This window comes from Alphaproteobacteria bacterium (genome assembly GCA_030740435.1).
GTDB lineage: Bacteria > Pseudomonadota > Alphaproteobacteria > UBA2966 > UBA2966.
Map to the genome: position 1 here is coordinate 1 of JASLXG010000009.1, position 13,467 is coordinate 13,467.

The following is a 13,467-nucleotide window of genomic DNA, read 5'->3' on the forward strand; positions in this document are numbered from 1 at the left end:
TAGGCGTCGACTTCCCAGACCTCGTCAAGGGGTTCGGTGAGGTCACCGTGGATCGTCACGCTGCCTCGCATGAAGCCGAAGAGTTCCGGCGCCTCGTCGTCCGCCGGCATTGGCGTGGCGCGGGCGCGTTCGATGAGGTCGCGGAGCGTCATGACCAAGGTGCCCAGGCGCGTTTTCTCAAGCATCTTTCTTCGCCCCCCCGATGCGCGGTTCCTCGCCCTTGGCCAAGCGGCGGATGTTGGCCTGGTGGCGGATGAATATCAATACCGCCAGGAAGGCGGCGAATTCAACGCGTTGCATGTCGGCAAGGAAGTAGGCGTAGACCGGCGCCGCCGCCGCGGCCACCAGGGCGGCCAGCGAGGAGAAACGAAAAAGCGCCGCTGTCGCCAGCCAGGTCAGGCAGGCCAAAATACCCACCGGCCAGGCCATGGCGAGCAGGATGCCCAGCGCAGTCGCGACACCTTTTCCGCCACGGAACTTGAGCCAGACAGGAAAGAGATGGCCGAGGAAGGCGCCGGCGCCGGCCAGCAACGCCATGTCGGGCCCGAAGAGGTTGCCCAGCAGCACCGCCGCCGCTCCCTTGCCGCCGTCCAGCAGCAGCGTGGCCGCCGCCAGGCCCTTGTTGCCGGTGCGCAGCACGTTGGTGGCGCCGATGTTGCCCGAGCCGATGGCCCGGATGTCGCCCAACCCGGCCAGCCGCGTCAGCACCAGGCCGAAGGAGATGGCGCCGAGCAGATAGCCCAGCCCCAGCGCCGCCCCGAAGTAGGGCGCGGCATAGCTCCAGCTTATGGGATCGGGCATGGCCTCAGGCCTGGTCGGTGTTGGCCTGGTAAACCGTGCGTCCGCCGACGGCGGTGCGCAGCACCAGGCCCTGCACCGGGCGGCCGTCGAAGGGCGTGTTCTTGCATTTGGCTTTGAGCTGGTTCTCGTCGATGCGCCAGGGCTTCTCCAGGTCGAAGAGCACCAGATCGGCCATAGCTCCGGGCGTTAGGCGGCCGGCCTCGAGGCCCAGGAGCCCGGCCGGACCCGAGGTCAGGGCGGCCAGCACGCGCTCGAGCGGCACGCCGCCACCGAGGTGCAGCTCGAGCGCCAACGGCAGCAGCGTCTCCAATCCCGAGATGCCGGAGGCGGCCTGGGTGAAGGGTTGGCGCTTGCTTTCCTGGTCCTGCGGCGCGTGGTCGCTGACGATGGCGTCGACGGTGCCGTCGGCAATGCCTGCGACCACAGCCAGGCGGTCTTCTTCGCGGCGCAGCGGCGGCCAGGTCTTGGCGAAGGTGCGGTATTCGCCGACGGCGTTCTCATTGAGTGCGAAATGGTGCGGCGCCACCGAGCAGCTTACCGCCAGGCCGCGCGCCTTGGCCTGGCGCATGGCCTCGATGGCGGCGGCGGTCGAGAGGCAGGTGGCGTGGTAGCGCCCGCCCGTCGCTTCGACCAGGCGCAGATCACGCTCCAGCATGATCACTTCGGCCGCCGCCGGGATACCCGGCAGGCCCAGCCGCGTCGCCACCTCGCCCGAGTTCATGCAGCCCGAGCCGGCGAGGCGCGGCTCGGCCGGCAGCTGCACGATGAGCAGGTCCCAGTTGGTGGCGTAGGTCAGCACCCGGCTCATCACCAGGGCGTCGGCGACGGCGTTCTCGCCGTCGCAAAAGGCCACGGCGCCGGCCACGGCCAGCAGGCCGAACTCGGTCATCTCGCTGCCTTCCAGGCCCTTGGTGATGGCGGCCATGGGGTGGACGCGGACCTGGGCCGTGGCCTGGGCCAGGCGCTTGACGAATTCCACCAGGGCGATGTCGTCGATCACCGGCTCGGTGTCGGGCCGGGCGGCGATGGTGGTGATGCCGCCCGAGGCGGCGGCGGCGCTGCCGCTGGCCAGGGTCTCGCGGTGCTCGAAGCCGGGCTCGCCGAGGAAGGCCCGCATGTCGACCAGGCCGGGCGCCAGGCAGTGGCCGGCGCAGTCGAGCACCTCGGTGCTCTCTGGTGGGTTCTCCGGGAAGAGGTTGGGACCAATGTCGGCGATGCGGCCGTCTTCCACCAGCAAATCGCCGGCCTCGTCGCGGTCCGAAGCGGCATCGAGCAGCCGGGCGTTCCGCCACAAGGTGCGTTGGCCGGGGGCGGCGTTCATTTGGCCGCTCCGCCCGGTGCGTTGTCGAAGCGCCCGGCCAGGACTTCCAAACAGGCCATGCGCACGGCAACCCCCATCTCGACCTGTTTGCGGATGACGCTGCGGTCGATGTCGTCGGCGAGATCCGTATCGATCTCGACGCCCCGGTTCATGGGGCCGGGGTGCATCACCAGGGCGTCGGGCTTGGCAGCCGCCAGCTTGTCGCGGTCGAGGCCCCAATAGCGAAAATATTCGCGCAGCGAGGGGAAGTAAGCGCGGTGCATGCGCTCGGTCTGCAGCCTGAGCATCATCACGATGTCGGCCCCGGCCAGGCCCTCGTGCATATCGTGGAAGACGCTAACGCCGAGACGTTCGATGGCCGGCGGCAACAGCGTCGGCGGCGCCACCACCCGGGTCCGGGCGCCCATGACGTTGAGCAGGTGGATATTCGAGCGTGCCACCCGGCTGTGCCGCACGTCGCCGCAAATCGCCACCACCAGGCCGGCCAGGCGGCCCTTGCGCCGCCGGATAGTAAGGGCGTCCAGCAGCGCTTGGGTGGGGTGTTCGTGGCTGCCGTCGCCGGCGTTGATGACGGCGCAGTCGACCTTCTGGGCCAGCAGGTTGACGGCCCCGGATTCGGGGTGGCGCACCACCAGCACGTCGGGGTGCATGGCATTCAGCGTCATGGCGGTGTCGATCAAGGTCTCGCCCTTCTTGATGGCCGAGCCTTCGACCGACATGTTGATGACGTCGGCGCCCAGCCGCTTGCCGGCCAGTTCGAACGAGGTGCGGGTGCGGGTCGAGCTCTCGAAGAAGAGATTGATCTGGGTGCGGCCGCGCAAGGTCGATTGTTTCTTGTCGAGCTGGCGATTCTGTTCGACGTAGCCCTCGGAGCGCTGCAAAAGCTCGTCGATGACCTCGGCGGATAGCCCTTTGATGCCGAGCAGGTGGCGGTGGGGATAGGAAAAGGGCGCTGCCGGAGCCATTAAAGGCCCTATATAAGCCGCCACCGGAGGCGGCGCAACTAGTCCCTCGGCGGGTCAAGTTCTTGGCCAATCGGGTTCGGCCCTCACTTGTCGTCCCGGCGTCACTTGGATACGAAAAAAAACACCCCCTCCCTGCCCTCCCCCATCAAGGGGGAGGGGAAAAAAGCCACCGCCGGTTACCACTCCCTCCCCCCTTGCGGGGGAGGGTTTGGGTGGGGGGGCGACGCCGCTGCGTGGACCAGGGAATCAAGCGCGCCCTGGAGAATGAACGAGGCCGCCATCTTGTCCACCACCTGGGCCCGGCGCCGCCGCGAGGTATCGGCTTCCAGCAGCGTCCGCGTGACCGCCGCGGTGGAAAGGCGTTCGTCCCAAAAGGCCATGGGCAGCGGGATGAATTCCTCCAGGTTTGCGGCGAACTGGCGGGCCGACTGGCAGCGCGGACCTTCGCTGCCGTCCATGCTGACGGGCAGGCCGATGACCAGGCCGCCGACGTCATGCTTGGCGACGATGGCGGCCAAGGCCTTGGCGTCCGGGGTGAACTTGCCGCGCCGCAGCGTCTCCAGCGGTGAGGCGATGACCAGGCCGGGGTCGGAGAGCGCCAGGCCGATGGTCTTGGTGCCGAGGTCGAGGCCCAGCAGGCGCTGGTCGTGGCCCAACGCGGCTTTGAGAGCGGTCGGCTTGCACACTATCATGGCGGCTGGTAACTTCCGCCCGAATCCGCCGGAAGTCCAGGGGTTTTGCGGGTTTTGGGGGTTTTCCGCAGCCCGCGAGGGAATCAGATGGCGCTCGACAAGAAGACCGTGGCCCACATCGCCCACCTCGCGCGCCTGCGGCTCGGCGAGGACGAGCTCGAGGCTCTGGCCGGCGAGCTCTCCAACATTATCACTTGGGTCGAGCAGCTCGACGAGGTCGACACCCAGGACGTGGCGCCCATGGCCAGCGTGGCCGAGATGACGCTGCGCTGGCGCGATGACGTGGTCGACGACGGCGCCATGGCGGAAAAGGTCGTGGCCAACGCGCCCGAGCGCCGCGAAAGCTTCTTCGCCGTGCCCAAGGTGGTCGAATAGATGGCCGGCGCGGCCGATCTTACCGCTCTCACCATCGCCCAAGCCCGCGAGGGCCTGAGGGCAGGAGATTTCTCGGCTCGCGAGTTGGCCGAGACCCATATCGCGGCGGTCGAGGCGGCCCGGCCGCTCAACGTCATGATACGGGAGACCCCGGAAAAGGCCTTGCAGATGGCCGAGGCTTCGGACGAGCGCCTGCGGGCCGGCACGGCCGGTCCCCTTGAAGGCATACCCGTGGCGGTCAAGGATCTTTTCTGCACCGAGGGTATCGCCACCACGGCCGGCTCGCACATCCTCGAAGGGTTCGTACCGCCCTACGAATCCACCATTACCGCCAACCTCTGGCAGGCCGGTGCGGTGATGCTGGGCAAGACCAATCTCGACGAATTCGCCATGGGGTCCTCGAACGAGACCAGTTTCTTCGGCCCGGTGCTGAACCCCTGGCGCCGGGGTGCGGACGATTCCGGCCTGGTGCCGGGCGGCTCGTCGGGTGGCTCGGCCGCCATCGTGGCGGCCGGCGCCGCCACCTCGGCCATCGGCACCGACACCGGCGGCTCGATCCGCCAGCCCGCGGCGTTTACCGGCATCGTCGGCATGAAGCCCACCTATGGGCGCTGTTCGCGCTGGGGCATCGTGGCCTTTGCCTCGTCGCTCGACCAGGCCGGGCCGATGACGCGAAGCGTGCGCGACGCGGCCATCATGCTGGGTGCCATGGCGGGGTTCGACAGGAAAGATTCGACTTCCGCCCAAGTCGCCGTGCCCGACTTCGAGGCGGCCCTGACGGGCGACGTGCGCGGCCTCAAGATCGGCATCCCCAAGGAGTACCGTGTCGACGGCATGCCGGCCGAGATCGAGGCGCTGTGGCGCAAAGGCGTCGACTGGCTGGAAGCGGCCGGCGCCGAGATCGTCGAGATCGGGCTTCCCCACACCAAGTACGCGCTGCCGGCCTATTACATCGTGGCCCCGGCCGAGGCCTCGTCGAATCTCGCGCGCTACGACGGCGTGCGCTACGGCCTCAGGGAGGAGGGTGCCGAGCTCATCGACATGTACGAAAGCACCCGTGCGGCGGGCTTCGGGCCCGAGGTCCAGCGCCGCGTGCTGATCGGCACCTACGTGCTCTCGGCCGGCTACTACGACGCCTACTACATCAAGGCCCAGCAGGTGCGCGAGCTGATCGCGAGGGATTTCCGAACCGCCTTTGCCGAAGTCGACGCCATTCTTACGCCGACCACGCCCTACGAAGCTTTTGCCATTGGCGAGCGGGCCGACGATCCCATCGCCATGTACCTTAACGACGTGCTCACGGTGCCGGCCAATCTGGCCGGGCTGCCGGGAATCTCCGTGCCGGCGGCGCTTTCCGAGAACGGCTTGCCGCTGGGCCTGCAGGTGCTGGCCAAGGCCTTCGACGACGAAACCGTGTTCCGCGTCGCCGGCGTGCTGGAAGAGGCGGCCGATTTTCAGGCCCAGCCCGAACGCTGGTGGGAGGCCGACTGATGGCGGCACTCCTGCAGGGCGCCACGGGCGAGTGGGAGGTCGTCGTCGGCCTCGAGGTCCACGCCCAGGTGATATCCGAGGCCAAGCTTTTTTCCGGCGCCGCCACGGCCTTCGGCGCCGAGCCCAACAGCCAGGTCTCGCTGGTCGATGCCGCCATGCCGGGCATGCTGCCGGTGATCAACCGGCAATGCATCGCCCAGGCCGTGCGTAGCGGGCTGGGGCTCAAGGCCGAGATCAATCTCTTTTCCGTTTTTGACCGCAAAAACTATTTCTATCCCGACCTGCCGCAGGGCTATCAGATCTCGCAGTTCAAGCAGCCCATCGTCGGTGCGGGCAGCGTCAGCATCGAGGTCGACGGCGAGGTTCGCGAGATCGGCATCGAGCGCTTGCACCTGGAACAGGACGCCGGCAAGAGCCTGCATGACCAGCATCCCGATCTCACATACGTCGACCTCAACCGCTCCGGCGTGGCGCTGATGGAGATTGTGTCCGAGCCCGATATGCGCTCGGCCGAGGAAGCCGGGGCCTACGTGCGCAAGGTGCGGACCATCCTGCGCTATCTGGGCACTTGCGATGGCAACATGGAGCAGGGGTCATTGAGGGCCGACGTCAACGTCTCGGTGCGCCGTCCCGGCGACGAGCTGGGCACGCGCTGCGAGATCAAGAACGTGAACTCGGTGCGCTTCGTGCAACAAGCCATCGAATACGAAGCCAGGCGCCAGATCGAGGTCATCGAGGAGGGCGGCGAGATCGAACAGCAAACGCGTTTGTTCGATCCCGACCGCGGCATCACGCGCGCCATGCGTACCAAGGAAGAGGCGCACGATTACCGCTATTTCCCCGACCCGGACCTGTTGCCGCTGGAGCTGACGCAGGAATTCGTCGATGAAATCCGGGCCGCTTTGCCCGAGCTTCCGGACCAGAAAAAAAACCGTTTCATAACCGAGTTCGGCCTCTCCGAATACGACGCCGGCGTACTGGTGGCGGAAAAGGAGACGGCGGACTATTTCGAGGCGGCCGCCGAAGGGCGTGAGGCCAAGACGGTGGCCAACTGGGTCACGGGTACGCTTTTCAGCAGGCTCAACGAAAGCGGCACGGGAATCGAAACCTCTCCCGTGGCGCCCGCCGAGTTGGGCGGGCTGGTCGACCTCATCGCTGCCGGCACCATCTCGGGCCGCATCGCCAAGGAGGTCTTCGACGAAATGTTCGCCAGCGGCCGCCCGGCCGCCGAGATCGTCGCGGATAAGGGCCTCGAACAGGTCAGCGATTCGGACGCCATCGAGGCCATGATCGATGATGTGCTGGCCCGGAATGCCGACAAGGTCGCGGAATACCGCGCCGGCAAACACAAGCTGCTGGGATTTTTCGTCGGCCAGATCATGCAAGCCTCGCAAGGCAAGGCCAATCCGAAAGTGGTGAACGAGCTCTTGAAGGGAAAGCTCGAAGTCTGATTGTCTCGCCCTAAATCGCCTCCGCCGCGCTGCTCGTGCCGCTGCTGGCGCTGGCCGTTTCGGCCGCCTCGCCGGCGCCGCGCAAGGCCTGGCGGCGTTCTTCCAGGCCGGCGTCTTCGGGCACCGAGACCTCGACCTTGCGGCGCGCAATTTCGATGCCGTGGGCGGCGAAGGCGTTCTGGATGCGGTGGTAGGCCTCGCGGCGCAGCACGAATTGCTGGCGCGGCTTGCACATGAACTTGACCCGGATAATGAGCGCCGAATCGTCGTCGATGGCGAAGACGCCCTGGGATTTCAAGGGCTGGATGAGCTTGGGGCCGAGCTCGGGGTCGGCCAGCATTTCCTTGCCGATCTGTTTGACGATCTTCTTCACCGCCTTGGGATCGGTGTCGGCAGCGACGCGAATGGGCATCTTGTAGATGGTCCAGTCGCGGTTGTGGTTGGTGATCTGCTTGAGCTCGCCGAAGGGCAGCGTGATGACGGCGCCGCGGTGGTGGCGCAGCCTCAGCGAGCGCACCGAGATGGCCTCGACCTCGCCGCGGATCTTCTCGTCGACCTCGATGTACTCGCCCACCCGGAAGGCGTCGTCAACGAGAAAGAAGACCCCGGCGACGACGTCGCGCACCAGGGCCTGGGCGCCGAAGCCGATAGCCAGGCCGACGACGCCGGCACCGGCCAAGAGCGGCCCGATGTCGATGCCGATGGAGGAGAGCGCGATCATCGCCACCATCACGGCGATGACGATGAGGATGAACTTGCGGATCAGCGGCAACAGCGTCTGGGCCCGGGCTTCGGGGCCGGCGCTCCGCGTTAGCGCGGTCTCGATGAGCTGCCACACCAAGTAGGCCAGCAGCACCACTACGGCGATGTCGAAGGCCGCCTTCCAGACGGCTCCGGCACCGGGCGCGCCCAACAGCCGCAGCACGTCGAGACCCCAAAGTTCCAGCACAGCCAGGCCGATAAGGAAGCCCAGCGCCAGCCGCGAGCCGCGCCTGAGAACGCGGCTGTAGCGCTCGGCATTGCGGGCGATGGCCTCGCGGTCGACCTGTAGCGGCATCTCGGCGTCGCCCTCGTCGCCGGCCGCCATGACGATGGGTGTGTATTGGTCCACCAGCAGCGAATCGACCAGCCGCCCGATGGCCCGCGAGAGCCCGGAATCGAGCACCGGATAAAGCGCCACCAGGGCAACGCTGCCTACCGCCGGCCACAGCACCGAGTGGCCGCCGGTCAGCATGGCAATGCTCCAAAGCGTCGCCACCACGGCGATGTAGGCGGTCATGAAGAGATGCCAGTTGGCGGCCAGGGCGGCCTTCAGTTCGGCACCACGGGTGCCGGCTTCGACCTCGATCCCGGCGGCCAGAAGCTTGGCCAACGGCCGGTGCAACCGCCAGACCGTGTGCACCACCAGGCTCAGCACGATCAGGCCGCTGGCCAGCACCAGCACCAGATGCACGCCCAGCGGCGGCCCGCCTTGGACAATGAAAAAGGCGGTGGTCAGCCAGACCACGCTGGCGACAATGGCCAGGCGCACCAGGGGCCGGTGCAAGGCCAGCGCCAGGCCGTCGTCCAGGGCAATCAGCCGCAACGCTGCGGCCCGCGGCGCCAACAGGAAGCGCGAGGCCGCCTGCACGGCGAGAATCAGCAGGCCGGCCGTCAGGTAGCTGAAAGCAAAGGCCTGATCCAGGCTGCCGCGGTCGAAAATAAATGCCAGCAACACGGCGCCGCCCAGGCCATAGGCGGCGATGCCCAATAGATCCAGCAGCGCCCGCAGCGCCAGCCGGCTGGCACGCTCGAAAAGGTTGCCACCGTGGGCAGCCTCGAGATGCCGGCGAAAGCCCCCGGTGCCGCGCTGGGCCAAGGCGCGCAGCAGCAAGCCAAATCCCACGACCGCCAGTGTCGTCAGCGCCACCACCAGGAAATCGCCCTGCAGCCGGCCCAGGATGGCGGCCACCGTGGCCGGTGTTTGCGCCACACCGCCGCCAAGCAGGCCCAGGCGTTCGCGGATCTCCGAGACCCGGCCTTGCAAGTCCAAGCGCAGCTTGACCAGGACCACGCCCAGGCCGCTGAGGCCCCGCTCGGCCGCCGCCTCCTGGGCCCGCAACTCGTCGAGGCGGCGCAGCACCAGCAGGCGGGCCTGGCCGTCGCTCAGGCCGGCCACGAAATTCAGCGTTTGTTCGTTCGAGAGACCCTTGGGGAAGGCCAGCGCTGCCGGCCCCTTGCCGGTTGCCGCCGGCCGCGCTGCCCCCGGCGGCAACCGGCAAGGGGCCGGCGGCCTGAGCGAGGGACGGCAGGACCGCGAGCAGCAAAACGATCAATAGGCCGCGCATATGGCGTACTCCCGAGAAAGCCGCGAATGCGGCCTCCGCTATGCAATATATTGGCGGCTGTTGGCCCCGGGCGCTGTCACTGTTCGTTCAATTGTGTGTGAGGATGTCAGCCGAGAGAAGGAGGGCGCATGGACGGAGCATTGATCGACGCCGTCGGTACGCGGCACGAGCCCGCTTCCGACCCGCGTATCGTCTCGTTGGTGCCCAGCCTGACGGAGCTCTTGTTCGAGCTCGGGCTGGCCGAGGGGCTGGTCGGGCGCACGCACTATTGCGTCCACCCCAAAGCCGCCGTTGCGGCTGTGACCAGCGTCGGCGGCACCAAGAAGTTCAAGCTCGAGCGCTTGGTCCGGCTGGCGCCGAGCCACGTCGTCGTCAATGTCGACGAGAACGTGAAGGAGGAGATCGAAGCCATCCGCGAGGCGCTGCCGGAAGTCGCCGTCGTCGTCAGCCATCCGCTCGAGCCCACCGACAACCTCGGGCTTTATCGGCTGCTCGGCGGCATTTTCGGAGTACAGGAACGGGCGGAGGAGCTGTGCCGCCAACTCGAGGCGGCGCTCGAGGCGGTGGCGCGGGAGACCTGGCTGCAGAAATCGGTGCTCTATCTTATCTGGCGGGACCCCTGGATAACGGTTTCGCGCGATACCTACGCCTCGCGCCTGCTGGCGCTGGTGGGCTGGCGTACCCTGGGCCACGATGCGGACAGGCGCTATCCCGAGGTCAGCATCGACGCCGAGCTCTTGGCCCGGACCGACCTGGTGCTGCTGCCCAGCGAGCCCTTCGAATTCACGGCCGAGCATCGCGATGCCTTCGTGCGCGACCATCCGGCTGTGGCCCAGCCGCTGCTGCTCGATGGTGAAATGGTCTCGTGGTACGGCAGCCGGGCCATTCAAGGTGTCGAATACCTGGCGGCCTTGGCCAAGCGTTGTGGGGCGGGCTAAGCTGCGACCCTGTCGCCGATTCCCCGCACATAGGAAACCAAGCCATGATCGATCTCTATACCTGGCCCACGCCCAACGGCCACAAGATCCACATCATGCTCGAAGAGACCGGGCTTCTCTACAAGGTCATCGCCGTCAACATCGGGGCGGGCGAGCAGTTCGAGGCCGATTTCCTCAAGATCAGCCCCAACAACAAGATGCCGGCCCTGGTCGACCCGGACGGCCCCGACGGCCAGCCCATCTCGCTTTTCGAATCCGGTGCCATGCTGATCTATCTGGCCGAGAAGACCGGCCAGTTCCTGCCCAGCGATGCCCGCGGGCGCTACGAGGTGCTGTGCTGGCTGATGTTCCAGATGGGCGGCGTCGGTCCCATGCTGGGCCAGGCCCATCACTTCCGGGCCTACGCGCCGGAGCCAATCCCCTACGCCGTCGATCGCTACACCAACGAGGCCGGCAGGCTTTATGGCGTCATCGACAAACGGCTCGCGGACCGCGACTACCTGGCCGGCGACTATTCCATCGCCGACATGGCGACCATGCCCTGGCTGCGCAGCTACGAGCGCCAGGGCGTGGATATCGATGAATTTTCCAACCTCAAGCGCTGGTTTGACGCCATCAATGCCCGACCCGCCGTGCAGCGCGGGCTGGAGGTGCTGAAGGAGCACCAGCGCAAGCCCGGCGAACAGATCGACGACAAGGCGCGCGAGATCATGTTCGGCGCCGAGCAGTACAAGCGCCGCTGAAGCCGGCGGCCATGAGCCTGCTGGAAAGGGCCAGCGTGCGCCGGGTGCGGGACGCCCTGGCGGCGGCCGGTTGCGAGGCCCGGGTGATCGAGCTCGAGACCACCGCCCGCACCGCCCGCGATGCCGCCGAGAGCCTGGGCTGCGAGCTCGGCGCCATCGTCAAGTCGCTGTTGTTCGACATCGCCGGCCAGCCGGTGATGGCGCTGGTGGCCGGCGACCGCCAGTGCGACACCAAGCGGCTGCCGGCGGCGCTGGGCCTCGAAGGCAAGGCCAAACGGGCCGATGCCGATGCCGTGCGCAGCGCCACCGGCTTCTCCATCGGCGGCGTGGCGCCGCTGGCCCATGCCGAGCCCATCCCCATCGCCGTCGATGCCAGCCTGCGCCGCTTCGCCACCGTCTACGCCGCCGCCGGCCACCCCCACTGCGTTTTCGGCATCGCGCCGGAGGCCCTGATCGAGGTCAGCGGCGGCGTCGAGAGCAGCGAGATCGGGGTGGGGTAGGGGGCTTTATGTAGACCCTCACCGGGCGGTGGGGTCTTGTTTAGCCCCTCACCGGGCGGGCGCATCCGCGCCCTTGGCCTCCGCCCCCATTGGGGGGGCGGCTTAGCGACGCCGTCATAGTGTGTTTTCTTGCTGCTTGGTCTTGGTGCAACGGGATCGACCGCGACCCGCCGCCGCTGCGGCGCGCCCGCGCAGGCTGCGGGCCGAAGATCCGCCGCCGTGAGCGACAAAGAATCACTTCACCGGTCTCGAATGAGACCGATGAAGTGTGACCACCGTCACAACTAAAAAGAGAATTCCGTCAAGGAAGTTTTAAGAGTTAAAGGGCCATCATCGAAATGATTAAGGGGTACCCGGATTTGGTTCGGGCCGTCCGGACCGATCCTCCCCGCAGCAGGATGGAGGTCGTCATGGGGCAACTTGATCGTACCGAAACCCACCGTTGGCAGCGCGCCGCCGAGGAAGGCAGCGCCGACGCCCAGTTCCGTCTCGGTCTGGCCTACTCGATCGGCAAGGATGAGGCGCCGCTGGATTACGTGGTCGCCCACAAATGGCTCAACCTGGCGGCCCGGCAGGGCAGCGAGGAGGCTCGCATGCTGCGCGCCGAGGTCTCCGAGGTGATGGCCCGCGAGGACATCGCCACGGCCCAGCGCCTGGCCCGCGAGTGGATCGAAAGCCACTAGCTGAGACCCCAGCCCGGCAGGATCTGCCCGGGTTGTTGTAAGTTTGGCTGCCAGCTCGCTGGGCCGCCGGATTTTTTTGCCCTGATGAGCCAAAGACGACTCCGGCACGACGATCAGTCGCGCCCCACCGACGCTAGCGAATTTCAACTCGAATTGTCTTGTTCTGGGATGCTTGGAACGGCTTGTTCCAAGAGGTGTCGCTATTTGGGACGCTGCTTTTCCCTTTGCGGTCGCACGCCGGGTATCTCTCCGGGGCCGCCGAATTTTCGCCGGCTCAGGTGATCGCGGGCGGGCCCACCAGGGCGGCGGGCCGCGCTACTGCCGTGACTTCAGAGGCCACGCTTCAGGCACTCGGGCCGTTGGTACTGGCCGCTCTCAGGCCCTGCCAGGCCTCGCCGGTGGCGACCACGCAGGAAGTGCCGTTGGGCTGGGTCACCAGGATGGTCCAGGTCCCGCCCTTCGAGGCCAAAATCTCAAGCACGGCGCCACTGCTGGCCAGACCGAGCCCTACCGGGTTTTCCTGATAGCGGCCGTTGAGCTGCTCGAGGAACGAGGCCCGGTCGCTGCAAACGGTCTGAGACAGTGCTGGGGCACTGGCGGCCAGCGTCAGCACGGTCGTGGCTACTGCCAATGTTTTCCACATAACAACCTCCAATCGGCTTGGGGTTTCCAACCACTGTTACCAACCTTCCTAACCGGGCGTCGCAAACTCTATGCCAGGTGAGTCAACAAAGGGTTAAATCGGCACCCTAAAATTGTTAGCAATTCATTAAAATCCCATTGAAATTAAAGGGTTTTTTCTATGATCATAGATGGGAGCGAAGGATCCGGGTGTCGAGGGGCGCTGGCGCAATCGTGAGCAGGCCGCGAGAGGTAGGCAGAAATTGCCGCCGCCGTTGACAGCACGAAGGTAGCGCCGCTAGATAAGGGCCGCCTGGGCGCCCGCTTACCCCGGGTCCGGAGGGATGGCCGAGTGGCTGAAGGCGCTCCCCTGCTAAGGGAGTAAGGGTTAACGCCCTTCGTGGGTTCGAATCCCACTCCCTCCGCCAGTTTTTTGTATCAACCTATTGATAAACAATAATTTTTTCAGGTACGCCCTGCACCTACCCATAAAACAACCCATATGCCGCACAGCCCTTCTTACCGAAAATTGGCTGAAATTTGGCATCCTGGCGAACGG

General features: G+C 66.5%; 14 protein-coding genes and 1 tRNA gene. 8 read left to right on the forward strand and 7 right to left on the reverse strand.

The annotated features are described in order from the left end of the window. From QGG75_01280 to ruvX, 5 genes are all read right to left on the reverse strand, one after another. Window positions 1-185: hypothetical protein (locus tag QGG75_01280; protein MDP6065879.1), on the reverse strand; the 185-nt coding region annotated here is incomplete at its 3' end. After that, on the reverse strand, window positions 178-801 hold the full coding sequence (plsY, locus tag QGG75_01285) for a glycerol-3-phosphate 1-O-acyltransferase PlsY (GenBank protein MDP6065880.1): 624 nt from the start codon (window positions 799-801) through the stop codon (window positions 178-180). The genes QGG75_01280 and plsY, both read right to left, overlap by 8 nt. 4 nt (window positions 802-805) lie before the next feature. Beyond that, entirely contained in the window at window positions 806-2,122 is a 1,317-nt protein-coding gene (gene pyrC / locus QGG75_01290; protein MDP6065881.1) for a dihydroorotase, read from the reverse strand. Continuing rightward, a complete protein-coding gene (locus tag QGG75_01295; GenBank protein MDP6065882.1) occupies window positions 2,119-3,087 on the reverse strand; it encodes an aspartate carbamoyltransferase catalytic subunit in 969 nt (322 codons plus the stop codon). Before QGG75_01295 ends, pyrC begins: the two co-directional genes overlap by 4 nt. A 176-nt stretch (window positions 3,088-3,263) precedes the next feature. Next, entirely contained in the window at window positions 3,264-3,773 is a 510-nt protein-coding gene (ruvX, locus tag QGG75_01300; protein ID MDP6065883.1) for a Holliday junction resolvase RuvX, read from the reverse strand. A gap of 93 nt (window positions 3,774-3,866) precedes the next feature. On the opposite strand from ruvX, the gene gatC reads away from it, so the two are divergent. From gatC to gatB, 3 genes are read left to right on the forward strand one after another with little or no spacing between them, the layout of a single operon-like run. Beyond that, window positions 3,867-4,154, forward strand: coding sequence for an Asp-tRNA(Asn)/Glu-tRNA(Gln) amidotransferase subunit GatC (gene gatC, locus QGG75_01305; protein ID MDP6065884.1), 288 nt, complete (start codon window positions 3,867-3,869; stop codon window positions 4,152-4,154). After that, entirely contained in the window at window positions 4,155-5,645 is a 1,491-nt protein-coding gene (gene gatA / locus QGG75_01310; GenBank protein MDP6065885.1) for an Asp-tRNA(Asn)/Glu-tRNA(Gln) amidotransferase subunit GatA, read from the forward strand. After that, window positions 5,645-7,096, forward strand: coding sequence for an Asp-tRNA(Asn)/Glu-tRNA(Gln) amidotransferase subunit GatB (gene gatB, locus QGG75_01315; GenBank protein MDP6065886.1), 1,452 nt, complete (start codon window positions 5,645-5,647; stop codon window positions 7,094-7,096). The genes gatA and gatB overlap by 1 nt, the downstream gene beginning before the upstream one ends. Window positions 7,097-7,106: 10 nt before the next feature. Here gatB and QGG75_01320 read toward each other — a convergent pair whose 3' ends face one another. Continuing rightward, a complete protein-coding gene (locus QGG75_01320) occupies window positions 7,107-9,350 on the reverse strand; it encodes a mechanosensitive ion channel family protein (protein ID MDP6065887.1) in 2,244 nt (747 codons plus the stop codon). Window positions 9,351-9,551: 201 nt separating this feature from the next. On the opposite strand from QGG75_01320, the gene QGG75_01325 reads away from it, so the two are divergent. The 4 genes from QGG75_01325 to QGG75_01340 all read left to right on the forward strand — a co-directional run bounded on the left by QGG75_01325 (window position 9,552) and on the right by QGG75_01340 (window position 12,287). Then, complete coding sequence (locus tag QGG75_01325; protein ID MDP6065888.1) at window positions 9,552-10,361, forward strand: helical backbone metal receptor; 810 nt, start codon at window positions 9,552-9,554, stop codon at window positions 10,359-10,361. A 44-nt stretch (window positions 10,362-10,405) separates the two neighbouring features. Next, window positions 10,406-11,104 carry a glutathione binding-like protein gene (locus QGG75_01330; protein MDP6065889.1) on the forward strand — a complete coding sequence of 233 codons (699 nt, stop codon included), beginning with the start codon at window positions 10,406-10,408 and terminating at the stop codon, window positions 11,102-11,104. An 11-nt stretch (window positions 11,105-11,115) separates the two neighbouring features. Next, entirely contained in the window at window positions 11,116-11,604 is a 489-nt protein-coding gene (locus tag QGG75_01335; GenBank protein ID MDP6065890.1) for a YbaK/EbsC family protein, read from the forward strand. A 410-nt stretch (window positions 11,605-12,014) separates the two neighbouring features. Further along, complete coding sequence (locus QGG75_01340) at window positions 12,015-12,287, forward strand: hypothetical protein (GenBank protein MDP6065891.1); 273 nt, start codon at window positions 12,015-12,017, stop codon at window positions 12,285-12,287. Window positions 12,288-12,630: 343 nt separating this feature from the next. Here the strand turns inward: QGG75_01340 and QGG75_01345 are convergent, their stop codons facing one another. Continuing rightward, window positions 12,631-12,930: a hypothetical protein gene (locus QGG75_01345; protein ID MDP6065892.1), complete on the reverse strand. Its 300-nt coding sequence runs from the start codon at window positions 12,928-12,930 to the stop codon at window positions 12,631-12,633. Between the two features lie 316 nt (window positions 12,931-13,246). Between QGG75_01345 and QGG75_01350 the strand changes: the two genes are divergently transcribed. Further along, window positions 13,247-13,336 (forward strand) — tRNA-Ser (locus QGG75_01350). Window positions 13,337-13,467 lie beyond the last annotated feature (131 nt).